The organism is Sphingomonas sp. AC411 (assembly GCF_979253035.1).
Genome location: NZ_CEEDAQ010000001.1, coordinates 2,930,679 through 2,956,116 on the forward strand (window position 1 = coordinate 2,930,679; position 25,438 = coordinate 2,956,116).

General features: G+C 66.7%; 21 protein-coding genes and 5 pseudogenes. 13 read left to right on the plus strand and 13 right to left on the minus strand.

Annotation, left to right across the window (positions count from 1 at the left end):
• Positions 1-8 precede the first annotated feature (8 nt).
• A complete protein-coding gene (locus AC0IX7_RS15000) occupies positions 9-839 on the minus strand; it encodes a glycosyltransferase (RefSeq protein WP_471812628.1) in 831 nt (276 codons plus the stop codon).
• Between the two features lie 324 nt (positions 840-1,163).
• Positions 1,164-1,670: an outer membrane protein assembly factor BamE gene (locus AC0IX7_RS15005; RefSeq protein WP_128454806.1), complete on the minus strand. Its 507-nt coding sequence runs from the start codon at positions 1,668-1,670 to the stop codon at positions 1,164-1,166.
• 133 nt (positions 1,671-1,803) lie between these two features.
• Between AC0IX7_RS15005 and AC0IX7_RS15010 the strand changes: the two genes are divergently transcribed.
• A complete protein-coding gene (locus AC0IX7_RS15010) occupies positions 1,804-2,310 on the plus strand; it encodes a ubiquinol-cytochrome C chaperone family protein (protein WP_471812629.1) in 507 nt (168 codons plus the stop codon).
• A complete protein-coding gene (locus AC0IX7_RS15015; protein WP_471812630.1) occupies positions 2,307-2,831 on the plus strand; it encodes a DUF177 domain-containing protein in 525 nt (174 codons plus the stop codon). The genes AC0IX7_RS15010 and AC0IX7_RS15015 overlap by 4 nt, the downstream gene beginning before the upstream one ends.
• A gap of 256 nt (positions 2,832-3,087) precedes the next feature.
• Here the strand turns inward: AC0IX7_RS15015 and AC0IX7_RS15020 are convergent.
• Both AC0IX7_RS15020 and AC0IX7_RS15025 read right to left on the minus strand, forming a co-directional pair.
• Positions 3,088-3,628 (minus strand): annotated as a pseudogene (locus AC0IX7_RS15020) (SixA phosphatase family protein).
• Between the two features lie 8 nt (positions 3,629-3,636).
• Positions 3,637-6,350: pseudogene (locus tag AC0IX7_RS15025) on the minus strand (ATP-dependent DNA helicase).
• A 249-nt stretch (positions 6,351-6,599) separates the two neighbouring features.
• On the opposite strand from AC0IX7_RS15025, the pseudogene AC0IX7_RS15030 reads away from it, so the two are divergent.
• From AC0IX7_RS15030 to AC0IX7_RS15050, 5 genes and pseudogenes are all read left to right on the plus strand, one after another.
• Positions 6,600-8,166, plus strand: a pseudogene (locus AC0IX7_RS15030) (lysine--tRNA ligase).
• A gap of 230 nt (positions 8,167-8,396) precedes the next feature.
• Positions 8,397-8,954, plus strand: a complete 558-nt coding sequence (locus AC0IX7_RS15035) for a 2'-5' RNA ligase family protein (RefSeq protein WP_471812632.1) — start codon at positions 8,397-8,399, stop codon at positions 8,952-8,954.
• 293 nt (positions 8,955-9,247) lie between these two features.
• The gene (locus AC0IX7_RS15040; protein ID WP_471812634.1) at positions 9,248-10,090 is read left to right on the plus strand and encodes an arginase family protein; all 843 of its coding nucleotides are present in this window, start codon (positions 9,248-9,250) and stop codon (positions 10,088-10,090) included.
• A 49-nt stretch (positions 10,091-10,139) separates the two neighbouring features.
• Positions 10,140-10,727, plus strand: coding sequence for an MFS transporter (locus AC0IX7_RS15045; protein ID WP_471812635.1), 588 nt, complete (start codon positions 10,140-10,142; stop codon positions 10,725-10,727).
• A complete protein-coding gene (locus AC0IX7_RS15050) occupies positions 10,694-11,155 on the plus strand; it encodes a hypothetical protein (RefSeq protein ID WP_471812636.1) in 462 nt (153 codons plus the stop codon). The genes AC0IX7_RS15045 and AC0IX7_RS15050 overlap by 34 nt, the downstream gene beginning before the upstream one ends.
• A gap of 257 nt (positions 11,156-11,412) precedes the next feature.
• Here AC0IX7_RS15050 and AC0IX7_RS15055 read toward each other — a convergent pair whose 3' ends face one another.
• Entirely contained in the window at positions 11,413-12,384 is a 972-nt protein-coding gene (locus AC0IX7_RS15055) for a dipeptidase (protein ID WP_471813897.1), read from the minus strand.
• A complete protein-coding gene (locus AC0IX7_RS15060; RefSeq protein ID WP_471812638.1) occupies positions 12,351-12,641 on the minus strand; it encodes a hypothetical protein in 291 nt (96 codons plus the stop codon). Before AC0IX7_RS15060 ends, AC0IX7_RS15055 begins: the two co-directional genes overlap by 34 nt.
• A gap of 97 nt (positions 12,642-12,738) precedes the next feature.
• Here AC0IX7_RS15060 and AC0IX7_RS15065 point away from each other — a divergent pair, with 97 nt between their 5' ends.
• Both AC0IX7_RS15065 and AC0IX7_RS15070 read left to right on the plus strand, forming a co-directional pair.
• Positions 12,739-13,443, plus strand: coding sequence for an acyltransferase family protein (locus AC0IX7_RS15065; protein WP_471812640.1), 705 nt, complete (start codon positions 12,739-12,741; stop codon positions 13,441-13,443).
• The gene (locus AC0IX7_RS15070; RefSeq protein WP_471812642.1) at positions 13,434-13,940 is read left to right on the plus strand and encodes a hypothetical protein; all 507 of its coding nucleotides are present in this window, start codon (positions 13,434-13,436) and stop codon (positions 13,938-13,940) included. Before AC0IX7_RS15065 ends, AC0IX7_RS15070 begins: the two co-directional genes overlap by 10 nt.
• Here AC0IX7_RS15070 and AC0IX7_RS15075 read toward each other — a convergent pair.
• The 6 genes and pseudogenes from AC0IX7_RS15075 to AC0IX7_RS15100 form a co-directional block, all read right to left on the minus strand.
• The gene (locus AC0IX7_RS15075; protein ID WP_471812643.1) at positions 13,838-14,596 is read right to left on the minus strand and encodes an energy transducer TonB; all 759 of its coding nucleotides are present in this window, start codon (positions 14,594-14,596) and stop codon (positions 13,838-13,840) included. The genes AC0IX7_RS15070 and AC0IX7_RS15075 overlap by 103 nt on opposite strands.
• A gap of 478 nt (positions 14,597-15,074) precedes the next feature.
• Positions 15,075-16,002 (minus strand): annotated as a pseudogene (locus tag AC0IX7_RS15080) (electron transfer flavoprotein subunit alpha/FixB family protein).
• Complete coding sequence (locus AC0IX7_RS15085; RefSeq protein ID WP_056419080.1) at positions 15,999-16,745, minus strand: electron transfer flavoprotein subunit beta/FixA family protein; 747 nt, start codon at positions 16,743-16,745, stop codon at positions 15,999-16,001. Before AC0IX7_RS15085 ends, AC0IX7_RS15080 begins: the two are co-directional and overlap by 4 nt.
• Positions 16,746-17,113: 368 nt before the next feature.
• Positions 17,114-18,316 carry an ADP-forming succinate--CoA ligase subunit beta gene (gene sucC, locus AC0IX7_RS15090; RefSeq protein ID WP_471812645.1) on the minus strand — a complete coding sequence of 401 codons (1,203 nt, stop codon included), beginning with the start codon at positions 18,314-18,316 and terminating at the stop codon, positions 17,114-17,116.
• A gap of 237 nt (positions 18,317-18,553) precedes the next feature.
• On the minus strand, positions 18,554-18,820 hold the full coding sequence (locus tag AC0IX7_RS15095; RefSeq protein ID WP_187502531.1) for a hypothetical protein: 267 nt from the start codon (positions 18,818-18,820) through the stop codon (positions 18,554-18,556).
• The gene (locus AC0IX7_RS15100) at positions 18,813-20,066 is read right to left on the minus strand and encodes a radical SAM protein (RefSeq protein ID WP_471812646.1); all 1,254 of its coding nucleotides are present in this window, start codon (positions 20,064-20,066) and stop codon (positions 18,813-18,815) included. The genes AC0IX7_RS15095 and AC0IX7_RS15100 overlap by 8 nt, the downstream gene beginning before the upstream one ends.
• A gap of 426 nt (positions 20,067-20,492) precedes the next feature.
• Between AC0IX7_RS15100 and AC0IX7_RS15105 the strand changes: the two genes are divergently transcribed.
• Both AC0IX7_RS15105 and AC0IX7_RS15110 read left to right on the plus strand, forming a co-directional pair.
• Positions 20,493-21,023, plus strand: a complete 531-nt coding sequence (locus tag AC0IX7_RS15105; protein ID WP_471812647.1) for a sterol desaturase family protein — start codon at positions 20,493-20,495, stop codon at positions 21,021-21,023.
• A gap of 43 nt (positions 21,024-21,066) precedes the next feature.
• Positions 21,067-21,396 (plus strand): PilZ domain-containing protein, encoded by a 330-nt coding sequence (locus AC0IX7_RS15110; protein ID WP_187502528.1) that lies wholly within the window; start codon positions 21,067-21,069, stop codon positions 21,394-21,396.
• 216 nt (positions 21,397-21,612) lie between these two features.
• On the opposite strand, the gene AC0IX7_RS15115 is transcribed toward AC0IX7_RS15110, so the two are convergent.
• Positions 21,613-22,551 carry a ribose-phosphate pyrophosphokinase gene (locus tag AC0IX7_RS15115; protein WP_056053689.1) on the minus strand — a complete coding sequence of 313 codons (939 nt, stop codon included), beginning with the start codon at positions 22,549-22,551 and terminating at the stop codon, positions 21,613-21,615.
• Between the two features lie 153 nt (positions 22,552-22,704).
• On the opposite strand from AC0IX7_RS15115, the pseudogene AC0IX7_RS15120 reads away from it, so the two are divergent.
• Positions 22,705-23,972 (plus strand): annotated as a pseudogene (locus AC0IX7_RS15120) (glutamate--tRNA ligase).
• Between the two features lie 508 nt (positions 23,973-24,480).
• A complete protein-coding gene (locus tag AC0IX7_RS15125) occupies positions 24,481-25,146 on the plus strand; it encodes an energy transducer TonB (RefSeq protein ID WP_471812650.1) in 666 nt (221 codons plus the stop codon).
• Positions 25,147-25,438: the final 292 nt, after the last annotated feature.

Consider the following 25,438-nt stretch of genomic DNA (forward strand, 5'->3'; position numbering starts at 1 on the left):
TGCCCGCATCAGCCGTCGCGACCCGCGCGAAGATGCCGCGCGCGCCGAGTTCCGCGAGCCGCAGGCCGAGTTCGTAATCCTCGGTCAGGCTGGACGCGTCGAACGGATCCCCGCCCCGGGCCTGCGCGATCATTGCCAGGACATCGGGTGCGATCGCGCACCCCGTCCCGGCCAGTGGCATGCCTGCGCCCAACGCCGTCCGCACGACGATCTGCTTGGCGTGCGATTCTGGCGAACTCGTCGGCATAATGGCCCGAGACGAGCCGCGAGCCGCGATGGACCAGCGGCAGGACGGGAAGCTGGACCACTTCATACTGGTCGATCAGGCTGTCGAAGACCCGCAATTCCTGCGCGTGAACGACGTCCTCGGCATCGTGCAATACGATCGCCTTGGTCCCGACCGCCTCGCGTGTATCGTCGCGGCGCATCGCATGCCACACCGTGTTGAGGCAGTCGGCCTTGGTGGTCGGTCCGTCGCGCTGGCCGATGACCAGACGGACCCTCGCATCGCGCTCGGCGACCGCGGCGACCGCATCGATCGTCTCGCGATCATTGGGATAGGCGCCGACATAGATCCGGTAATCGTCATGGTCGTAGCGATCGAGTGCGGTCGACAGCATCCCGCCGATCACCGCCGCCTCGTCCCACGCGGCGACGAACACCGCGATCCGCCCCGTACTCCGCGGCGGCGGCAGCGTCGCGATACTCAGCCGACGCCGGCCGCCCCGGCGCAGCCGCTGGCCGAGAAAAAGCAGGTCGACCAAAAGGTCGTCGACGCCGCCGATGAACAGCCCGACGCTGGCGAACAACAGCGTCTCGCGTGCGAATGCATCGATCATCCACAGCGACTCGGCCACGCCCCACCCCCGTCTGGGGCGTACAGTAGATTTACGTCCGTTTCGGATTCAGTAGGGTCGGAATCGGATGTTTCACGATTTTTGTGAGGAACGCATCGACGCCCCCGAACCATCCGGCCGGGCGGACGTTACATACCGGATCCCTTCCCCTTTCGGGATCAGATGCCGATGATGCCCGGCCTGGTCGCACCGCCGCGTAACGGGCGGTGCGGCCTAGCCTGATTCCTTCATCGCACGCGCGCTGCTTGCGGCCGTAAGACCCCAGGAAGACCGCAGTCCTGTGCGCAGCAGTTGCGGGCCTAGCCGTTAAGGCCGGTCGCGACCGCCGCCGCCGGTGTTGCTGCCGTTGCCCGCGCCGCCGCCGGCACCCGCTGCGCCGACCGTGCCGATGTTGCCGAACAGATCCTGGAAGAACCCGCGTTCGCGACCCAGCGTCGGCGTCTTCTTGCCATATGGCTTGATCGAGGCGACCTGATCGAGCCCGCCGCGACGGATCGCGGTGACGGTGCCCTTCTGGTCGAAGCTGATCTGCAATGTGATCTGTGCGTTCGGGCGCGGATTGCGGAACGCGAGGTTGCGGCTGTCGCGCGCCAGATAATACCAGTCGCCCTGGTCGAACTGCCCGGCGAGCGTCGGCTTGCCCAGTGTCGCGAGCACCGACTGGCGGTTGTCGACGCCCGGCTGGACCGAGTTGACGAGATCGGTGTCGACCACATAGCCCTGGTGCGAGCGCAGCTGGGTGCAGCCCCCACTGGCCAATGCGGCGACCGCAAGTGCTGCGGCGAGACCCGTACGGGCGGAAAACACGCTCATATAAACTCCCAACCGGGGCACGCGAAAACACGTGACGAGTCCCACGCATTTGCATCGGCCGCCGTTCGCCTCGATATGCGAGGTTGCGCGGGCAAACAAGCCGAAGCGCGGTTGCGACCTGAAGGACGACGGATTGAGCTGGTTCGGAAGACTGCTCGGCGAGAAGCCGGACGAGGCATTGCCGCTGTATAACGCGGTGGTCGCACGCGCGCGCGCGGAGCATTGGTACCGGGAGGGCGCGGTGCCGGACACGGTCGACGGCCGGTTCGACATGATCGCGACGCTGCTGGCGTTCACGATGCTGCGGCTCGAGGCCGAGCCGGCGGGCGGCGATCCCGCAGCGCGGCTGGCCGAGCGGTTCGTCGACGACATGGACGGGCAACTGCGCGAGATCGGGATCGGCGACATCATCGTCGGCAAGCATATCGGCAAGATGATGGGCATGCTCGGCGGGCGCCTTGGAGCGTATCGCGAGGGGCTGGCGGCGGGCGATATCGCGCCGGCTCTAGTGCGGAACCTGTACCGGGGTTCGGCGCCGGACGACGCTGCCCTCGCGCATGTCCGCGACTCGGTGATGGCGTTTCATGCCGGGCTGGCTGCGATGCCGCTACCCAATCTGCTATCTGGAGAATTGCCGTGAAGCCCGAGTTCAGCCGCCCCGAACGCCTCGACACGATCGGCGAGCGCGAGCGGATCGTCGAGATCGTCGCCAACGAGGACGAGCGCGCGGCACTGGCGAAGCGATTCGACCTGCCTCGATATCGCGGCTCGACGCGCGACTTCGGGATCAAGCGCACCGAGAGCGGCATCGTCGTGAAGGGCCGCGTGACCGGCGCGGCGGTGCAGGCGTGCTCGGTCACCGACGAGCCGCTCGATACGCATATCGACGAGCCGGTCGCGCTGCTGTTCGTCGAGCAGCTGATCGCCGAGGGCGACGAGGTCGAGCTGTCCGACGATGCGCTCGACATGGTGGCGATCGAGGGCGGGACGATCGATCTGGGCGAGGCTGCGGCGGACACGCTGGCGCTGTCGATCGATCCGTTCCCGCGCGGGCCGAACGCGGCGGCGGCGCTGGCGGCGGCGGGGGTGATCAGCGAGGACGAGTTCCGGCCGGCGAATGCGTTTTCGGATTTGAAGGCGAGGATGGCGAAGAAGGGGTGAGCGGTGTGCTGTGTAGTACGCGGTAAGGATTAGCGTATCCACACATGCACGACCCGGCGAAGGCCGGGGCCCAGTTGGAAAGGTGGGCGTAACGAAGCGTTCCCCTTCGTTAGCGAGGGCCCCTAACTGGGCCCCGGCCTTCGCCGGGGTGGAGCTTACTTGAATGGTGCGCGTTTGGCGGTGCGCTCCCGCCTTCTTGTTCACCCGCGAAGGCGGGTGCCCAGACTGGATCCCCGCCTTCGCGGGGAAACAAGTTTCAGTCCGCGTCCGGGCCCAAGGTCGGGTCCAGATCGCGAGGACGGATGAAGCGGGTCAACCGCGCGGTAGCCGAACCGATGTCTTCCCAACTCCCCGCATCGAACTGGAGCTCCGCAATGCTGGCCGTCGGATATTTATCCTCGACCGCATCGCGCAGCGGGTCAGCCCCATCCGCAACCAGCATCAGGACGAGATCCTCCAGCCCGGGATTGTGCCCGACCAGCAGCGCGCTCTGCGTCTCCGCCGGAAATCCATGCACCACGTCCAGCAACGTCGCCGCCGAAGCCAGATACACGCGCCGGTCCCAGGCAGGCGCGATCGTCCGGCCATAGCCCGATCTCGATCTGCTCCAGCGTCTCGGTAACGCGCACCGCAGGCGAGGCGATCGCATGATCGAACGCCAGCCCGAGCGACCGCATGTGCCGGCCGACCATCGCGGCGGCGCGCTTGCCCTTGGCGTTGAGCGGCCGATCGAAATCGCGCGCGACCGGGTCGTCCCAGCCGGACTTGGCGTGGCGCAACAGCGTCAACGTCTTCATGGCAATCCTCAAGCCGGTTCGCGGCTTTCATGCCCTACCGGCGCACCAGAAGAAAGTGGATTGGAGGAAAGCCGGCTTGCCACTCGGGCCACCGCTTCTTCGAGCGTGACGCGGGCGATCGGCACCCCCGGCGGGAACGCGCTGAGCAGTCGCGACGGCATCGCCGCGGACAACATCACGAACACGCCGGAATCGTCCGCGCGACGGATCAGCCGGCCGAACGCCTGTGCGAGACGCGCGCGGACGAGACGGTCGTCATACGCTGAACCACCGCCCGCGAGCCTGCGCGCGGCGTGAAGCACCGACGGTTTTGCCCAAGGCACGCCCTCCATCACCACCAGCCGCAGCGATTCGCCGGGCACGTCGACGCCGTCTCGCAAGGCATCGGTGCCGAGCAGCGACGCGCCGGGGTCGTCGCGAAAGATGTCGACCAAGGTGCCGGTGTCGATCGGATCGACGTGCTGGGCGTGCAGCGGAAGCCCTTCGCGCGCAAGTCGATCGGCGATGCGGCCATGCACGCCGCGCAACCGCCGGATCGCGGTGAACAGGCCGAGCGTGCCGCCACGGCTGGCGACGATCAACTGCGCATACGCATTGGCGAGCGCGCCGATATCGCCGCGCTTCACGTCGGTGACGATCAGCACTTCAGCCTGGCGGGTATAGTCGAACGGGCTCTTCGCCTCGAACCGCGCGGCGGGGCGGAGGAGATGCGGCGCGCCGGTGCGGGCTTCGGCCACCTCCCAGTCGCCGCCGCCTGCAAGCGTCGCCGACGTGACGAGTGCGCCGTGGGCGGGCTTCAGGACGATCTCGGCGAAGGGGCGCGTCGGGTCGAGCCAGTGGCGGTGGAGACCGATATCGAACTCGCGGCCCTCGATCCGGTCGACCGCGAGCCAGTCGACGAAATCGCCATCGACCGGTCCGCCAACACGCGCGAGCAAGGAGAGCCACGACGCGACGGTCTCCGCGCGCCAGCCGATCGAGGCGATCGCGCCCTCGACCCGGGCTCGGGCGGGGCCGTCCATCCAGTCGGGCGCTTCGGCGAGCACCGCTTCAAGGCGGCGGCCGAGCGTGACGAGCGGACGGACGAGTGCGTCGAGGGCGGCGGCGGCGGGCGCGGCGGCCTCGATCAGTGTCGCGTCGGGTTCGGCGAGTTCGGTCTCCAGGCCATAGCCGGCGTCGCCCGGCTGTTCGGCCCGCGCGTAGGTGAGGCCGCGGACGGCGGCGAGCAGCGTCTCGATCGGCCCGAACGGCGCGCCCTCGCCGAGGCGTTGCAGCCAGCCGTCGGACGCCAGCGCTCCCGCCGCGGTGACCGCGTCGCTGATCGCCAGAGCGCCCTGTTCGTCGTAGCTGGCGAGATCGGACAGGCGTGCGGCGAGCCCTCGTCTTCGGCCACGACCGCTCGATTCGGGGCCGAGGATCCAGCGGCGCAGTTCGATCGTCTCCGCACCGGTCAGCGCGGTCGCGAACATCGAATCGGCCGCGTCGAAGATGTGATGCCCTCGTCGAACACGTAGCGCGTCGGCCGGGTCGCGAGTTCGCGCCCTCGTGCCGCGTTGACCATCACCAGCGCGTGGTTGGCGATGACGATGTCGGCATCGGACGAGGCACGGGCGGCGCGTTCGATGAAGCATTTCCGGTAGTGCGGGCAGCCGGCATAGACGCACTCGCCGCGCCGATCGGTCAGTGCGGTCGAGCCGTTGCGGCGAAACAGTGTCGGCAGCCAGCCGGGCAGGTCGCCGCCGACCATGTCGCCGTCCGCGCTATACGCCGCCCAGCGCGCGACGAGGTGCGCGAGGATCGCCGCACGGCCCGCGAACCCGCCTTGCAGCGCGTCCTCCAGGTTCAGCAGGCAAAGGTAATTCTCGCGCCCCTTCCGCGTGACGACCTTCGCCTTCCGGATCGCCGCGTCGGGGTAGAGGCGCGCGGTTTCCTGCCCCAACTGGCGTTGCAGCGTCTTGGTATAGGTCGAGATCCACACCGCGCCGCCGGCCTTCTCCGCCCAGAGCGAGGCGGGCGCGAGGTAACCCAACGTCTTGCCGATCCCGGTCCCCGCCTCGGCGAGGACGAGGTTGGGCGTGTCGCGCATTGCCCGCGGGGCGAAGGCGGCGGTGGCGGCACCCGCATAGGCGCGCTGCCCGGGGCGTTCCTCGGCACCGTGGCCGGTGAGGTCGACGAGCCGCGCCTCCGCATCGCCTGGCTCGATCGTGACGGTGCGCGGGGCAGGTCGCGGGGCGTGCTCCTCCCATTCGGGGAGCGACGAGAACAGCCAGCGTTCGTTGACGGACGGTTTCTTCAACCGCTCGGCGACGACCGGCGCCCAGGGCCAGCGCAGGCGGAACAGCGACTGCGCTGCGGTCCATGCGCCTTCACGCTCGGGCCAGTCGGTGTCGGTGAGCGCCAGCATCGCCTCCGCCGCACGGAGGAGGAACGGCGCAACTTCGGCATCCTCGCTCGGCACGTCCAAGCCGGTAACCCGAGCGATCCCCTTCGGCGTCGGCACCGCGAACTGCGCGGGACGCAGGAAAGCGTAGAGTTCGAGCAGGTCGAGCCCCGACAGATCGGGATAGCCGAGGCGCTGCCCGACGAGCGGCGCGTTGAGCATGATGACCGGCGTATCGGCGGCGATCCGGATCGCCTCGCCCCGCCCGATCGGACGGGCACCGTCCGCGTTCGCGATCCAGATGCCGGCGTGGCTGGCGTGGAGGGCGGGATAGGGGAGCACCGCGCGACCTTGTGCGAACAGGAACGAAAGGGCAACCTTTTGCTGCTTGTTCTCCCGCGACCTATCCCGTCATCCCAGCGGAAGCTGGGATATCCCCGTGAAGACCGCGGCACCCGCCCCATGAAGATCCCAGCTTTCGCTGGGATGACGGGTGGGTGGGCGAAAGGCGATTGACGGATGGCGGGTGAGCGCGTGCGCAGAAAACGGGAGGCTTGTGCGCTTCCTCCACCACACGCTATCGCCCCCGGCATGACCGAAGACCTCCGCACCGCCGCCCTCGAGTCCAAAGCCTGGCCGTACGAGGAGGCGCGCAAACTCCTGAAGCGCTATCCGCAGGGCAAGTCGGGCGACCCGGTGCTGTTCGAGACGGGTTATGGGCCGTCGGGCCTGCCGCATATCGGCACGTTCAACGAGGTTCTTCGCACGACGATGGTGCGCAACGCCTTCCACGCGCTCTCCGACACGCCGACGCGGCTGATCGCGTTTTCGGACGACATGGACGGCCTGCGCAAAGTGCCGGACAACGTCCCCAACGGCGACATGCTGCGCCAACATCTCGGCAAGCCGCTGACGCAGATCCCCGATCCGTTCGGCACGCATTCGAGCTTTGCCGCGCACAACAACGCGATCCTGCGCGAATTCCTCGACCGCTACGGCTTCGAGTACGAGTTCGCATCGTCGACCGAATACTACACGTCGGGCCGCTTCGACGAGGCGCTCAAAGGTGTGCTCCGTCACTTCCAGGGCATCCAGGACGTGATGCTGCCGACGCTCCGAGCCGAACGTCGTGCGACCTATTCGCCGGTACTGCCGATCTCGCCGACCAGCGGTATCGTGTTGCAGGTGCCGATCGAGGTCGTCGATGCCGAGGCAGGCCTCATTGCATTCGAAGACGAAGGCCAGCGGATCACGCAGTCCGTGCTCGGCGGCAAGGCCAAGCTCCAGTGGAAGGTCGACTGGGCAATGCGCTGGGTCGCGCTCGGCGTCGACTACGAGATGGCGGGCAAAGACCTGATCGATTCTGGTCACGCAGTCGTCGAAGATCGCGCGCGTACTCGGCGGGCGCCCGCCCGAGGGTTTCAACTACGAGATGTTCCTCGACGAGAATGGCGAGAAGATCTCGAAGTCGAAGGGCAATGGCCTGAGCCTCGAACAGTGGCTGACCTATGGCCCCGAAGAGTCGCTGGCGTTCTACGCGTACCGCGAGCCGAAGAAGGCAAAGTCGCTGCACATGGGCGTGATCCCGCGCGCGGTGGACGAATATTGGCAGTTCCGCGGCAATTATGCGGGACAGGATCTGAAGCAGAAGCTCGGCAATCCGGTGCATCACATTCATGACGGAAAGCTGCCGACCGGCGAGCTGCCGGTGACCTTCGGGCTGCTGCTCAACCTCGTCGGGGTGATGGGCGATGCGAGCAAGGAGCAGGTCTGGAGCTATCTGGCGAACTACGTGCCCGATGCGTCGGCGGAGAAGTATCCCGAGCTCGACCGGCTGATCGGCTATGCGCTGGCCTATAGCCGCGATTTCGTCGCGCCGACGCTGAAGCGGCGTGCGCCCGAGGGTGTCGAGGTCGCGGCGCTGGAGCGGCTGGATGCGGAACTCGCCGCGCTGCCGACGGAGGCGAGCGCGGAGGATATCCAGAACATCGTCTACGAGATCGGCAAGACCGGCGGGTTCGAGAACCTGCGCGACTGGTTCAAGGCGCTGTACGAGACGTTGCTGGGGTCCGAACAGGGGCCGCGGATGGGGAGTTTCATCGCGCTGTACGGGGTGGAGAACTCGCGGAAACTGATCGCGGAGGCGTTGGCGCGGTAAAGCCGTACCCTCGAAGAAATGTCCACCCCGGCGGAGGCCGGGGCCCAGTTGGGGGACGTGCATAACAGGGTGCAGCGTGTCGTTACCGCAACCTTTCCAACTGGGCCCCGGCCTCCGCCGGGGTGGTACTTTGAGTATGCAACTTCACGCCCGAACTCGACACCCCGAACTCGACACATAGTACAGAACATATTAGCAACACATCCGCCTCCCCCGATCTGGAAACCGGCATGTTCCATCGACCGATCGCCCGTCACCGCCTGTTCTTCGCACTCCGCCCGCCGCTCCCGCTAGCGCGCCAGATTACCGCTGCAGCGTCGTGGTTCGAGACCGACGGGGACAAGCGCCGCCCCGAGCATCTCCACGTCACGATCGACATCCTCGACGACCATGATCGCGTGTCGACGGCCTTGGAGCGCGACCTGAAGGCGATCGGCGATGCGGTCGAAGCGGCGCCGTTCGCGCTCCAGTTCGATACCGTCGTCGGCAGCGAGCGATCCATCGCGCTGCGTCCGCGCTTCAAGAATGCCTCGCTCGCCGCGCTGCATCAGCGGATCGCAGTGGCACGTGAGGCCACAGGGTTGCGCGCCCGCGAAAACTATCGGTTCAGTCCGCACATGACGCTCGGCTACCGCGAGGGTGCGCCGTTCACGCAGGCCATCGCGCCGATCGGCTGGACCGCGGATGCGTTCGTGCTGGTCCACAGCCATGTCGGCCGGACGCGCCACGACGTGATCGGGCGCTGGCTGCTGGAAGGCGACGACGATCGGCAACTGCCGCTGTTCTGAGCCTTCGAATTTGCCGAACGCGCGCGACCCGGTAGGACCCGCAAGGCGATCGGTCGGTTCTTCCCTCGTGACCGCGCAGCAAGGAGCGACAATGCGGCTGTTTTTCGACGAGGCCCAGCGGAGCCATGCGCCAGCGCGCGAACTGCACAACGGCGCGTTCACCGCCTATGCGGAGACGCCCGCACGGATCGACGCGATCCTGCGCGCGATCGGTCCGGTCGAAGCGCCGGAGGATCGCGGCGAGGCGCCGATCCTGGCCGTCCACCCCGCGCCGTACGTCACGTTCCTGAAGGATGCCGCGCGACTGTGGCGCGAAGCCGGGCGGGAGGGCGACGCGATCCCGTACACCTTCCCGATCTCGCGGGCGCCGGCCGCTCGACCTGACCCGGATCGATGCGCTGATCGGCGCGCACAGCTTCGACGCGACCACGCCGATCACGCCGCAGGCCTGGGCCGCCTCCTATGGCAGCGCCCAGTCTGCGCTCGCCGCGACGCACGCCGTGCTCGACGGCGACCGCGCAGCGTTCGCGCTCTGCCGCCCGCCAGGTCATCACGCGGGCGCGGACTATTGCGGCGGATATTGCCACCTCAACACCGCCGCGATCGCCGCGCAGGCCGCGCGCGATGCCGGTGTCGCGCGCGTCGCAATCCTCGACATCGACTATCATCACGGCAACGGCACGCAGGACATCTTCTACGCGAGAGGCGACGTATTCTACGCCTCAGTCCACGCCGATCCGAAGACCGACTACCCGTTCTACTGGGGCCACGCCGACGAGACCGGCGAAGGCGAAGGGATCGGCACCACGCTGAACCTCCCTCCCCCACGGCACGCAGATCGACGCCTTTCGCGCAGCGCAGACTACTGCGCTCGACACGATCGCCGCGTTCGATCCCGGCCTGCTGGTCGTCAGCTTCGGCGCGGACACGTGGGAGGGCGATCCGATCTCGCATTTCAAACTGACCACGCCCGACTATGCGGTGCTGGCCGCCGACATCGCCGACCGCGGCTGGCCGACCGTCATCGTCATGGAGGGCGGTTACGCGGTCGACGCGCTGGGGCACAACGTCGCGAGTTTCCTGAGTGGCTTCTAAGGCGCCGATCGCTCTGGGCACGCCAGCCTATCGCCGGCTGACGCTGGCGATGCTGTTCGCGGGGTTCTCGACCTTTCGCTGCTCTATTCGGTGCAGCCGTTGCTGCCGCTGTTCGCCGCGCAGTATCGGCTGACCGCGGAGGCTGCTTCGCTGGCGGTGTCGCTCGCGACCGGGCCACTCGCGATCGGCATCCTGTTCGCGGGGTTCGTGTCCGACCGCGTCGGCCGGCGTCCGCTGATGATCGCGGCGATGTTCGCGGCGGGCGCGCTGACGCTGGCGGCGGCGGTCGTGCCGGGGTGGAGCGGGTTGCTCGTGCTGCGCTTCCTGACCGGCGTCGCGCTCGCGGGCGTGCCGGCGGTGGCGATGGCCTATGTCGCGGAGGAGGTCGATGCGGGCGCGGTCGGTGCGGCAATGGGGCTGTATATCGCGGGCTCTGCGCTTGGCGGCATGGCCGGGCGGCTGGTCGTGAGTATCGTCGCCGATCTCGAAGGCTGGCGCTGGGCGCTCGCCGCGGTCGGGCTCGCGGGGCTGGCGATGGCGGAGGCGTTCCGCCGGCTCGCGCCACCCTCACGCAATTTCACGCCGAGCGTGGACGGCCGGGCGCGCTGTTGCGGAGTGCCGGATCGCTGTTCACCGATCGCGCGATGCCGCTGCTGTATCTCGAGGCGTTCCTGCTGATGGGCGTGTTCGTCACGATCTATAACTATGCGGGCTTCCGGTTGATGAGCCCGCCTTATGGGCTCAGCCAGGCGGCAGTCGGCGGCGTGTTCCTGCTCTACGTGCTCGGCTCGGTGAGTTCGGCGAAGTTCGGGACGCTTGCCGGGCGGCTCGGGCGGCGGAAGGTCTTCTGGGTGCCCGTCGTGCTGCTGATCGCCGGCGTCGCGCTGACCGCGATGACGCCGCTGGTGCTGGTGATCGCGGGGATCGCGGTGGTGACGATCGGCTTTTTCGGCGCGCATTCGATCGCAAGCGCCTGGGTCGGGCGGCGCGCACAGAGCTCGCGCGGACAGGCGGCGGCGTTCTACCTGTTCTTTATTATATGGGGTCGAGTGTGCTCGGATCGGCCGGCGGGTTCGCGTGGACGCATGCCGGGTGGCCGGGAGTGACGGCGTTCTGTTTGCTGCTGGGGGTGACAGCGCTGGTGATCGGGCTAGTTCTTCGTACCGTACCGCCGCTGGTGATGGAGCCACCGGTGCCGCAGCGGATGCCGGATCCTTGACGACTGACTTCTCCTCCCTGGAAGGGAGGGGCTGGGGTGGGTTGGCCTGCTTGTGCCCATAGGTTCGGATCTCGCGGAACCCGACCCACCCCCGCCCCCTCCCTTTCAGGGAGGGGAGAAGGAGTCTGGCTTCCCTCACCCCTTCTACCGTGACGCCACATCCGTTGCGTCGACCGGCGGCATACCCGCCATGCCCTTCGCGACCGCCTCGACCCGCTCCATGACGCGCAACACATTGCCGCCGGACAGTTTCGCCAGATCGCCATCGCTCCACCCCCGGCGCGCCAGTTCCGCAAACAGCAGCGGATAGCCGTCGACGCCCTTCAGCCCGATCGGCCCGGTGCCCTGGATCCCGTCGAAATCGCCGCCGATCCCAACGTGGTCGTGGCCGGCGATCTTCGCGATATGCTCGACATGATCGGCGACCGTCGCGACGGTGACCTGTGGCTCCGGATGCGCGGCGTCCCACGTCACCAGCGGCGCGGGCGATTTCGCGCCGTACGCCCCCGCAGGCACGCCAACGCTTTTCGCATAGGCCGAGCGCGCGACGTCCCACGCGCGCCACGCGGCCGACAGGAACGACGGGTAAAAGTTCACCATCACCACACCCCCGTTCGCGCAGATCGCGCGGAGCAGCTCGTCGGGGATGTTGCGCGGTGCGTCGGCGATCGCGCGTGCGCTGGAATGAGAGGCGATCACCGGCGCCTTCGTCGCAGCCAGTGCGGCGGCCATCGTCGCGTCCGAGACGTGTGACACGTCGACGATCATGCCGATCCGGTTCATCTCGGCGACCACCTGCCGCCCGAAATCGCTGAGCCCGTTCGCGCGCGGCGCGTCGGTCGAGCTGTCCGCCCAGTTCAGGCTCTTGCCATGCGTCAGCGTCATATAGGCGACGCCGAGCGCGCGATATTGGCGCAGCACGGATAGCCGTCCGTCGATCTGGTGCCCGCCCTCGACGCCGATCAGCGACGCGATCCGTCCCGCCTTCTCGATCCGACGGATGTCCGCGGCGGTGGTGGCGAGTTCGAATGTCGCCGGATTGGCCGCGACGAAGCGGCGGACGATATCGATCTCCTCCAGCGTCATCGTGACCGGGTCGGGCGCATCGGCGGGGATGTAGACCGACCAGAACTGCCCCCGACATGGCCCTTCCGCAGCCGGGGAATGTCGGTCTGGAGCGGGTTCGGCAGCCGTGCGGTATCGACCGAGAGATCGACCGCCTCGACCTTCGCGTCGTGCAACTCGCGGATTTCCCAGGCGACGTCATTATGCCCGTCGATCACCGGGCTGCGCTCCAGCACGCGCTCGACGCGTCGTGAAAGCGCAGCGTCCGGGCTCGCCTGCGCGGCCAGCAGCAGGAATGCGGCGATCATGTCTTGGTCCCCCATAGCGTCCGCTCCATCCTGAAGGAGGTGTTCGTGCGCGACAAGCCGGGTAAGGCGCTCGCCGGACGCAAACGGAGGGGCGGAATTGGACACGGGAACGGCCGGACCGGCGCGCACGGCGGACACGCGCCTCTCCACTGCGATCGCGATCGCGCGGCTGATCGGGATCATGGGGATCGTCTACGTCCATGCCTGGACCGGGCGGACCGCGGAAGAACTGGCGGCGGTCGCGTTCAGTTGGCAGGCGGTTCTTCGTACCGTGCTGGGCGAGATGTTCGGGCGTAGCGCGGTGCCGCTGCTCGGGATGATCTCCGGCTGGCTGGTGGTCTCGACCGCGACGCGACGGGGCTATGGCCCGTTCCTGCTCGGCAAGGCGCGGACGATCCTGCTGCCGATGCTGCTGTGGAATGCGATCGCGATCCTGCTGGTCGGGGCGGCGGCGACGTTCGGCGACCTGAAGGCGCCGACACCGTCGAGCATCGGCTGGACGCTGAACGAACTCGTGCCGCTCGTCCACGCCAACGACATCAACGTGCAAATGCCGTTCCTGCGCGATCTGTTCGTCTGCATGATGCTCGCGCCGGTTTTGGTACGCGCGCCGAGTATCTGGCTGGTGGTGGTCGCTTCGATCGTGGTCGTGTGGAGCGTGTCCGGGGTGCACATCCCGCTACTGTTACGACCGCAGATCCTGCTATTCTTCACCGCCGGGATCGCCGCGCGGCGGTTTGGCGTGGCGGAGCGGGTGGCGGGTGGCCTGTCGCGCTCTGTTCGCTGCCGTTCGTGGTGCTGATCGCGCCGCGGCTGTGGACTGCGCTGCTGGGGAACGCGTTCTTCGACGCGCATCCGCATGTGATGGCGGCGTTCGACATCGTGTTTCGATTGGCATCGGCGGTGCTGTTCTGGCGCGTCGCTTGGGCACTGGCGGGAAGTGGTGTCGCCGAGCGGCTGCGCGGGATCGAGCGCTACGGGTTTCTCGCATTCTGCGATCATCTGGTGCTGCTGTGGCTGTTCGGGCCGGTGATCGGGCTCGCCACCGGCGCGCTGGGGGCGGCGCCGTATCCCGCGTATCTGCTGGTCCAGCCGTTGCTGGTGCTCGGGGCGACGGTCGTCCTGGGCCGGGTGTTGATGGCGGTCTGGCCGACGGTCGCGCGCGTATTGAGCGGGGGCGGCTCGGGCGGTCGGTGTCAGCTGCCGCGTGACGGCGGACCGAGCTGGTTCACCCATTCCTGGTTGTGGACGACGGTCGAGCGGACCGGGCGGCCGGCGGCGTCGAGCCAGGGACGGTAGCGGAAGCGCAGCTCGATCAGGCGACAGGTGGTCGCGTCGAGCACCGCATTGCCGCTCGAGCGCGTGACCATGCAGTGCGTGACGCGGCCATCGGTCTCGACCGTGTAGCGGACGCCGACGATCCCGCCCGCACCGATCACCGCCTCGGCATTGGGGAAATCCTTGTTCTTGAAGCGGCCCTTGAGAAGGCGAGGCGGGGTTTCGTCGCCACCGTCGCCGTCGCCATCCCCGGAGCGGCCGCTGCCCGTGCCGTTGCCCTCACCGCCCGCGCCCGTGCCCGGTCCGGGGACGGGCGCGGCACCGGAGGTGGCGTCGCTGCCGGGGCCGGGTTTGAGCGCGGTTACGACGGGTGGCGGCGGGACGATCGGCGGCACGATCGGTTTGGGGACGACGAGTTCGGTCGCCTTGGAGCGGAGGTTGGCGGGGGAGGCAGCGCCCTCGGGGCGGTGGCTCTTCGCGGGGCGCGGGACGATCTTTTCGGGCGGCGGTGGCGGTGGGGTGGGACCGACGGCGAAGGTTTTGAGGGCGTCGGGGATCGCAGTGGGGATGGTGACGCCGAGGCCTAGAACCAGTGCGTAGCCGAGGATGCCGCAGAGTAAAGCGGCGCTAGCGGCTGATATCAGGCGGTCGCGCGGGTTCGGTTGGACGCCGTACATGCTGGGTAATTGGGGAGGCGGGCGGCAGGCGGCAACTGGCTGGTGTTGGGAGCCATGGCGACCAATCGGTCAGCCCTTCGGGGTTCGTTGGCAGACGGCAGCGACGGCTCCGGGGCTTGGGTTTTCGAGGCGGAGCCTGCCGATCTCACAAGCACCTCCTCGGCGAAGGCCGAGGTCCAGGTGGAAAGGTTGCTGTAACGAAGCGCTACGCTCCATGAGCGACGTCTCCCAACTGGGCCCCGGCCTCCGCCGGGGTGGTGCTCGCTTGGGTGCGGATAGACCTCAGTTTGTCGGCGTATCGGTTCGGCGTCGGCCGACCTGTACGTTCGGCAGACACTAGACGGGCGGTGCGACCGAAGTCACACCGCCCGTTCGTGGCGCGCGCCGCGGGAGTAAATCCCGCGTCGTCGGTCGGCGCTGAAGCGCCGCCGGCCGGGCTTGCTGTTGCGCGAGGCGTCGCCCGCGCAGCGGCGTTCGCCTACAGCTTCTCCGTCAACTCCGGCACGATCTTGAACAGATCGCCGACCAGGCCGATGTCCGCGACTTGGAAGATCGGCGCGTCCTCGTCCTTGTTGATCGCGACGATGACCTTCGAATCCTTCATGCCCGCGAGATGCTGGATCGCGCCCGAGATGCCGACCGCGACATACACTTCCGGGGCGACGATCTTGCCGGTCTGACCGACCTGATAGTCGTTCGGCGCGTAGCCCGCGTCCACTGCCGCGCGCGAGGCACCGACGCCGGCACCGAGCTTGTCCGCCAGCGGATCGATCAGCGCATGGAACTGGTCGCTCGAGGCGAGCGCGCGGCCACCCGAGACGATGATCTTCGCGCTGGTCAGTTCGGGCCGCTCGTTCTTGGCGATCTCGGCGCCGGCGAAGGTCGACAGCCCCTTGTCGCCGGTCGACGCGACCGCCTCGATCTCACCCGAGCCACCCTCGGTCGCGGCCTTGGCGAATGCCGTGCCGCGCACCGTGATGACCTTTGGCATCCGACGACTGCACCGTGGCGATCGCGTTGCCCGCATAGATCGGCCGCGTGAACGTGTCTTCGCTCTCGACCGACAGGATGTCGCTGATCTGCATGACGTCGAGCAACGCAGCGACGCGCGGCGCGATGTTCTTGCCGTGCGTCGTCGACGGCGCGACGAACGCGTCGTGGTGGCCCATCATCTCGACGATCAGCGGCGCGACGTTCTCGGCGAGCGCATGCGCGAACGCCGCGTCGTCGGCGACGTGAACCTTGCCGACACCGGCGATCTTGGCGGCTTCGGCAGCAACGCCATCGACGCCCTGGCCGACGACCAGCAGATGGACTTCACCGAGCTGCGATGCGGCAGTCACCGCCGACAGCGTGGCATCCTTGACGGCCGTACCGTCATGTTCGACCCAGACGAGTGTCTTCACTTGGCGACTCCCATTTCCTTGAGCTTGCCGACCAGCGCGTCGACATCGGCGACCTTGATCCCGGCCGAGCGCTTGGCGGGCTCGACCACCTTCAGCGTGGTGAGGCGCGGCGTCACATCGACGCCGAAATCGGCCGGCGTCTTCTGCGCCATCGGCTTCGACTTCGCCTTCATGATGTTCGGCAACGACGCGTAACGCGGCTCGTTGAGGCGGAGATCGGTGGTGATGATCGCGGGCAGCTTCAGCGTATCCGTCTCCGCGCCGCCATCGACTTCGCGCGTCACGTTGACCGAGCCGTCGGCGATCTCGACCTTCGACGCGAACGTACCCTGGCCCCAGTTCAGGAGGCCGGCGAGCATCTGCCCGGTCTGGTTGTTGTCGTCGTCGATTGCCTGCTTGCCGAGGATCACCATGTCGGGCTTTTCCTCCTCGACGATCTTGGCGAGGATCTTGGCGACGCCGAGCGGCTCGACCTTGGTCTCGCTGACGACGAGGATCGCGCGATCGGCGCCCATCGCGAGCGCGGTGCGGAGCGTTTCCTGGCTCTTCTGCTCGCCGATCGAAACGACGACGATCTCGGTTACGCCCTTGTCCTTGAGACGAATGGCTTCTTCGACCGCGATCTCGTCGAACGGGTTCATGCTCATCTTGACGTTCGCCAGATCGACGCCCGTTCCGTCCGCCTTCACGCGGGGCTTCACATTGTAGTCAAGCACGCGCTTGACCGGCACCAGCACCTTCATCGGGGTTCCTTCCAAGGTGAATCTATTCGTTCTCGCCAACCGGCGTTGGCCGGACAGATGGCTGTTTCAAGCCGTTTTCGCAAGTCCGGTATGGAAACATCGCTATGCCGTAGCGTCATGGCGATTGTTCGGCCGGACCAGTCGTATCTCCAGCGAATCCTCCCCCGCCAGGGGAGGTGGCTGGCCTTGCCAGACGGAGGGGAGGTTAGCGAAACCGAGGTTCCGTGTCCTCCCCCTCCGTCACCTTCGGTGCCACCTCCCCCTGGCGGGGGAGGATCGCGAAGCTGGCGATCGAGACCAACGAAAAAGGGCCCGGACGTTTCCGTCCGAGCCCCTTTCGCGAAGTCAGTATGCGAAAGACCGGGCGGTTACGCCGCGACCTTCTGCACCTCTGCGACGATCTTCTTCGCGGCATCGCCAAGGTCGTTCGCAGGAACGATCGCGAGGCCGGAGTTTGCGAGGATCTCCTTGCCCTTCTCGACATTCGTACCCTCGAGGCGGACGACGAGCGGCACCGAGAGGTTCACTTCCTTCGCCGCGGCGACGATGCCGTCGGCGATGATGTCGCACTTCATGATGCCGCCGAAGATGTTGACGAGAATGCCCTTAACGTTCGGATCCGCGAGGATGATCTTGAACGCCGCCGTCACCTTCTCCTTGCTGGCGCCGCCGCCGACGTCGAGGAAGTTGGCCGGGAACATCCCGTTCAGCTTGATGATGTCCATCGTCGCCATCGCGAGACCGGCGCCGTTGACCATGCAGCCGATGTCGCCATCGAGCTTGATGTAGGCGAGGTCGTACTTCGACGCTTCGAGCTCGGCGGGATCTTCCTCGGTCTCGTCGCGCAGTTCGAGCAGGTCCTTGTGGCGGAACAGCGCGTTGCCGTCGAACGCGACCTTCGCGTCGAGCACCATCAGCTTGCCGTCCTTGGTGACCGCGAGCGGATTGATCTCGATCTGCTCGGCATCGGTGCCCATGAACGCGTCATACAGCTTCGACGCGGTGTTCGCGGCCTGCTTGGCGAGATCGCCGGTCAGTGCGAGCGCTGCTGCAACCGCGCGGCCATGATGCGGCATGAAGCCGGTCGCCTGATCGATGTCGATCGACTGGATCTTCTCGGGCGTGTCGTGCGCGACGGCCTCGATGTCCATGCCGCCTTCGGTCGAGACGACCATCATGACGCGGCCGGTGGTGCGGTTGAGCGTCAGCGCGAGGTAGAATTCCTTGTCGATGTCGACGCCGTCGGTGACGTACAGGCGGTTGACCTGCTTGCCCGCGTCACCCGTCTGGATCGTGACGAGCGTGTTGCCGAGCATGTCGGTCGCGGCCGCGCGAACCTCGTCCTCGGTCTTGGCGAGGCGGACGCCGCCCTTGGCATCAGGGCCGAGCTCGACGAACTTGCCCTTGCCGCGGCCGCCGGCGTGGATCTGCGCCTTGACGACATAGAGCGGTCCGGGAAGCTTCTTGGACGCCTCAACGGCCTCCTCGACGGTCAGCGCCGCGAAACCGGCGGGGACGGGGACGCCGAACTTGGCCAGCAGTTCCTTGGCCTGGTATTCATGGATGTTCATCGGGAAGGCTCCACGCAATTTTTAGGAAACTCGGGAATTGGTTGGCCGTAAAGCACAGGGCGGCCAGCAAATCCACCCTTAAGGCATATGCACTTGCGTCTCGTTTGCAATAGAGCGTTTCAATCGGCTGCGATGATTGCCGGAACGGATCAAAACCAGGACGGCCGCCCAGCCACAAAGGCAGGGCGGTCGCCTCGTTCGCACACCCGTTGTTGACGGGCGTAGCCGACGCCTGATCTACAGGTGATTGAGCGCCGTCTTCACTTCGGTCTGCAGCGCGGCCGTCAGTGCGGTCTTGTTGTGCAGTGCCTTCGCAAACACGGTCTGGTCGATACCGGTATGGCCGAACTGATCGATACAACCCGCTCCGCCGCCGCAGCCTCCACCGCAGCCATCGCCCATCGCGACTTCGCCGCCCGGTTTGATGGTCCTGATGAACGACGACAATTTGCCGATCGGCACTTCACGCAGCACAGCCTGCGCGACTCGGTTTGACTCAGGCATCGACGGTCTCCTTGGTTGATCCCGGCACCGTGTCGGGATGGGGTGACGCGTGGCGGGCGAACCCCATCAGGCATTCCTCCGCCATCGCTTCGAAGATCGGTCCGAGCGCGCGACGCCCGAACGAGCCGGTGACGATCGCATCGCCCGCAATGCACCCGCTGGCCAGCGGCGCGTACCAGGTGTCGCTGCCGATGCCGCCCTCACCGAACTCGTCGAAATAGCGGGCGAAGACGCGGCGGCTGTCCTCGGTCGGAAAGCTGTCGGTGAAGATGTTGCCGAGCCGGAAGCGGTCATCGCCGATGAACATGAAGCAGGGGAACACCGATCCGTCGGCCGCGATCGACAGCTGGTTGAAGAACGCCGGGCAGTAGGTGGTCGAGGCGCGGCGCTCGTCGATCTGCTCGATGATCCGCACCGCGAACTCCAGCAACGGGCCCTTGCCGGCCACGACGTTGTCGATCGTCGCGCGCGCGGCGGCGCGATATTGCGGCACCAGATCGCCCATGCCGACCGACCATTGCTGCCAGTCGGCCTGATGATCGAAGATGCCCGATCCCAGCGCGGTTTCGTCGCGGTCGTTGTCGGGCAGGAAGGCGGGCGCGATGTGGATGACGCGGTCGTCGGTCACGTCGGCGAAGAACCCCATCAGGTCGACCACCGTCATGCCGGCGTCGATATGCGCGCGGCTGAACGTGCATTCGAACTCGAACGGTATCCCGGCGGCGCGAAACACGTCGAGCGACCGGCGCAGCAACTGCGAGCTCCGCTTGCCGCTCGCGGTCGGGCGGACGACGTCGTGGATCGCATCGGGGCCGTCCCAGCTGACCGTCAGCGCAATCTTCCAGCGAACCAGCGCGGCGACCACGCGCGCGCCGCACAGCGTGCCGTTCGTGGTGGCGACGAACTGCGGCATCTTGGCGAGTCGCCCCGTCGCCACCGCGCCCTCGAACGCCTCGCCGATCGCGTCGATCGCCTTCACGTTCATCAGCGGTTCGCCGCCGAAGAGGTGGACGGTCTCGATCCGTCCGTACATCGCGCTGACCCGGTCGACGATCTGGCGCGCGCGATCGACCGACATCAGCGATCGTGCGGCGTGATACAGTCCGTGATCCGCGTAGCAATAGGAACAGACGAGGTTGCAGGCGTTGCTGATGTTGATCGTGAAGCGGCCAAGGCGAGGTCGCCCGACATCAGCATTGTCCGATCCGAAGATCAGCGGCAGAAGCGCGGGGCGACGATCAAGCACGGGCCCTCGGCATTTGCAGGTGGCGGATCGTGGCGTGGGCTGAGTTCGGGAAGATGCGCGTCACCACGCCCCACTGACACTGTCAGAGACGAACGATCAAAGACGGCATGAAGATCGCTTTCCGTCAGAACGACGAATCTATTATCCATGCTACGCGTGATCATCAGTATTCCCCTCAGGATACACCGCTATCGATCGTTTCGACTCATGTCTTGCTAACCCTATAGTCCCTATGGTCCGGCTCTATTCCATGGAGGTAGAACCGTTTTGCGCACCGTATTTTCAGAATCCTCCGGAGAGCGGCGTTTTCCCGCTACCAGGCGAGGAGGAAACGGACCGAAACGGCCGAATCGGATGCAATAACGAGGCAGGGGCTGTTCAAAGTTTACGGATGCGAACGCCCGCCGGTTGGTCTAGAGAAGAAGGATGTCAATCGCGGCCGGCATCCTCCTGTTTTTCCTGACTGTTATCGGCATGGAGGCGTTCGCCTATGCCGCGCATCGCTGGGTGATGCATGGCTTCGGCTGGTTCCTGCACGAGAGCCACCACCGCGCACGGCACGGCAATTGGGAATTGAACGACCTGTATGCGGCGATTTTCGCGGTGCCGTCGTTCGTGCTGTTGCTGGGCGGCTTGCAGCTCGGCTGGTGGCCGGGGTTCGCCTGGATCGGTGCCGGAATCGCAGCCTATGGCGCGATCTATTTCGGGTTTCACGACGTGATCGTGCACCAGCGCATTCCGACGCGGTATCTGCCCAAGTCGAAATACATGAAGCGGATCGTCCAGGCGCACCGCCTACACCACGTCGTCGAGACGAAGGAGGGCAATGTCAGCTTTGGCTTCCTCGTCGCGCCCAAGCCCGAGGATCTGAAGGCGGAACTGAAGCGAAGGTCGCGCGCTGGTGTTCGAGCGCCCGTCAAGCCGCGCGCGCAGAAATCCCAGACCGCCGAATCATAGGCGTTTGGAGAATAGTAACTCTTTGGGGAGCAGTATTCCGGCCATGACACAGCCCGTCTCCCTTCCTCCAGCCGAGCCGACCGGCGAAGAGCTTCGCCAGGCGTTCCGCAAGGCGGTCAAGATGCGCGCGCACCTGCGCGATCGTGGCCAGACGCGATTCGAGATCGAGGTCACCGATCTGTCGCTCTCGGGATTTCGCGCGGAGACGAGCTTTACGTTGTGGCCGGGGACGGTGGTGTGGCTGACCTTGCCCGGATTGGCGGCGCTGGAGGCGGTGGTCGCATGGCGCGACAAGTTCAAATACGGCTGCGCGTTCGCCAAGCCGCTGCATCCGGCAGTGTTCGACCACATCGTGGCTCTGTCGCAGCGATAGGACACAAGCTTGGTTCTCCTGCGAACGCAGGAGGCCAGGGTTACTCAGCCCCGCCTTTGATTACCCTGGATTCCTGCGTTCGCAGGAAAACAGCTAGACGCAGCTAGACATCGGCAAAGGCGGCGTCGGACGGTTCGGTGTTATCCAACCGCCGGCCGTGTCGGTCGCTGCTCGCTTCTGCGAGCAGCGGCGCGGACGTGGCCGCGCCTGCGCCCGTCAATCAAACAAGCTCGAGACCGACGTCTCGTCCGCGATCCGCTTGATCGCCTCGCCGAGCAAAGGCGCGATCTGGAGGTGGCGGATCTTGCCGTGGGCGCCCTTGATGACGTCGTGGTTGCCGATCGAATCGGTGATGACCAGTTCGCGCAGTTCCGAGCCTTCGACGCGCGCAACCGCACCGCCTGACAGTACGCCGTGGGTCACGTAGGCGACCACGTCCTCGGCACCGGCCTCCTTCAGCGCCGCCGCCGCATTGCACAGCGTACCCGCCGAATCGACGATATCGTCGACCAGGATGCAGAAGCGTCCCTCGACCTCGCCGATGATGTTCATCACCTCCGACTCGCCGGCGCGCTCGCGGCGCTTGTCGACGATCGCGAGCGGCGCGTTGTCGAGTCGCTTGGCGAGTACGCGCGCACGGACCACGCCGCCGACGTCGGGCGAGACCACCATCAGGTTCTTGCCCTTGAAGCGCGCGAGGATGTCCGCGGACATCACCGGCGCCGCATAGAGGTTGTCCGTGGGGATATCGAAGAAGCCCTGGATCTGGCCGGCATGCAGATCGACCGACAGCACGCGGTTGGCGCCGGCGACGGTGATCAGGTTGGCGACCAGCTTGGCCGAGATCGGCGTGCGCGGCCCCGGCTTCCGGTCTTGTCGCGCATACCCCATGTACGGGATCACCGCGGTTATGCGCCGCGCCGACGCACGCTTCAGCGCGTCGATCATGATCAGCAGTTCCATGAGGTTGTCGTTGGCGGGGTAGCCGGTCGACTGGATCACGAACACGTCCTCGCCGCGGACGTTCTCGTTGATCTCGACGAAGACCTCCTCGTCGGCGAACCGCCGCACGCTGACGTCGGTCAGCGGAGTCTCAAGATAGGCGGCGATCTCCTGCGCGAGGGGCAGGTTCGAATTGCCGGTCATCAGTTTCATGAAGCTCTTTCCCGCTCGATATTCCGCACCCCTTAGGCGCAGCTTTCGGTTGGTGGAAGGGTTTGCCCGCGCGCGCGCGGCTACGTACAGCGGCGGGATGATCGTGATCACCCGTTTCGCCCCTCGCCCACCGGCCGGCTACACGTCGGCAACATCCGCACCGCGCTCCACAACTGGATGTTCGCGCGCGCCAATGGCGGTAAGTTCGTGCTGCGGATCGACGATACCGATCCCGAGCGGAGCGAAGAGCGCTTCGTCGACGCGATCCGCGCCGATCTCGACTGGCTCGGGATGACGCCCGATGCGGAGGAGCGGCAGTCGGCACGATTCGCGTTGTACGAGGCGCGGTTCGCGGCGTTGGTCGCCAGCGGGCACGTGTATCCGGCGTACGAGACGACGCAGGAGCTGGACCTGAAGCGCAAGATCCAGGCCGGGCGCGGGTTGCCGCCGATCTATGACCGCGCCGCGCTGGCGCTCGGCGACGAGGCGCGGGCGAAGCTGGAGGCGGACGGCGTGCGCCCGCATTGGCGGTTCAAGCTCGATCACGACTCGGCGATCGAATGGGACGACCTGATCCGGGGTCCGCAGCATTTTGAAGCGAAGACGATGAGCGATCCGGTGATCCGGCGTGCGGACGGCTCGTGGCTGTATATGCTGCCGTCGGCGATCGACGATGCCGAGATGGGCGTGACTCATGTCGTGCGCGGCGAGGATCATGTGTCGAACACCGCGCTCCAGTTGCAGATGTTCGCGGCGCTGGGCGTGACGCCGCCGCGGTTTGCGCATGAGGCGTTGCTGACGGGCGCAGAGGGGAAGCTGTCGAAGCGGCTCGGCTCGCTCGGCGTCGATCATTTCCGCGAGGTCGGGATCGAGCCGCAGGCGGTGCGTGCGCTGCTGGCGCGGATCGGGACGAGCGACCCGGTCGAGCCGATCGCCGACGCAGCGCCGCTGATCGCCGGGTTCGACTTTGTGCGGTTCGGGCGAGCACCGGCGCGGTTCGACGAGGCGGAACTGGCGGCGCTGAACGCGCGGATCCTGCATGCGCTGCCCTATGAGGCGGTGGCCGGGCGGTTGCCTGAGGGCATGGATGTGGCAGCGTGGGAAGCGGTGCGGCCGAATCTGGTGACGCTGGCCGATGCTGCGGATTGGTGGGGGTGATCGAGGGACCGATCGCGGTCGAGGGCGATGTGGAGGCGGAGTATCTCGATCAGGCGCTGGCCGCGGCGGGGGAGATCGACTGGTCGAGCGACCCCTGGCATGCGCTGACCGCGCGGTTGAAGGCGGAGACGGGGCGGAAGGGCAAGGCGCTGTTCCTGCCGTTGCGGCGCGCGCTGACGGGCCGTGATCATGGCCCGGACATGGCGGCACTGCTGCCGCTGATCGGGCGCGAGCGGGCTTTGGAGCGACTCGCGGCGCGGTGATGTCGCGTTGCGGGATGGCGTTCCGCCCCAAGCATGTTCTCCCGCGAAGGCGGGAGTCCAGTCTGGGCTCCCGCCTTCGCGGGAGAACAAGAAGGGGCGGGCCGGCGGTCGGTCCAATCGCAACGGACTCTTTTGTCGGCAGCCGAGAGAAGCGCCAACCGTACTCCAGCACCACCCCGGCGAAGGCCGGGGCCCAGTTGGAAAGGTCGCAGTAACGAAGTGCCGGCCTCAGTTAGCAACGTCCCCAACTGGGCCCCGGCCTCCGCCGGGTGTTGGATGTTTCGACTAGGGGCGCAACTGGCCAAACCGGAACGTCAAACCTGTCGCCGTGTCCGCCGTGTCCCCCGTGTCCCCCGTGTCGCGAACTTCACTGGCGCCGATCAGTTAGCGGCGCCTCATAACCTTACCCTCCTCCCGAACCCCTTGCCCCTCGCATGTAATGATGTACCATCGCAAACGGTGGTACCTATCTCGCCGCCAGCCTCGAGGAGAAACAGGGAGACGGAAAATGTACGCGGATCGACCAAACCGGACGGGCGGATTCAATCCCGGGAGCCTCGGCGTCGCGCTGGGCATCAACTGCGCGGTGATCGGAGCCTTGTTCTTTGCAGCACCGAACGTGCTGCCGTTCGTGCCCGACAAGCCACTCATAACCTATGTGCCGTACACCGCGCCCCCGCCGCCCGAGGTGGCGCCACCCCAGGATCCGCTGATCCGTCAGCAACCGCGCCCCGCCCCGCGTCCCGACGCACCTGTTCCGCAGGTGCCGACGCCCTCGGACACCGTGTTCACGGTCGTTCCCGACCCCCTCCCCTACACCCCGCCGATCGGAATCGAAGGCACCGGTACCGGCACGGTGGCGGTCGACCCGCCGAAGCCTGCCCCCGTATTCGTCCAGCCCGGCATCGACCCGCGCTATGCCGCCGACTTCCAGCCGGGCTATCCGTCCGAGGAACGCCGCGCCGAACGCGAGGGCAAGGTCGTGGTGCGCGTGCTCGTCGGCACCGATGGCCGGGTGAAGCAGGTCGAGCGGGTCAGCGCGACCACCGACGCCTTCTACCGCGCGACGCTGGACCGGGCGCTGGCGAGGTGGCGGTTCAAGCCCGCGACGCGCGACGGCGTTCCGGTCGAGGCGTGGCGATCGATGTCGCTGACGTTTGTCTTGCAGAACTGAACTTAGTGTCTTGCAGAACTGAACCTTAAGGGTACGGGGCTGGCCTCGCCGGTCCCGCACCCCTATCTTGCGCCGCATGGGCCTTTTCAGTCGCTTCTCACCGATCGTCGCCTATCGCGACCTGCGGCTCTTCCTGAGCCAGCGCCAGCCGTACGAGTTGATCTTTCTCGTAGCGGCGCTCGGCGTCACCAGCTTCCTGATCTACGCGTTCATGAAGGATTCTGTACGTCGAGCAGGAATACCGTCCGAAGATCATCTATGTCGAGCAATGGCCCGCGGATCGCACCGATGC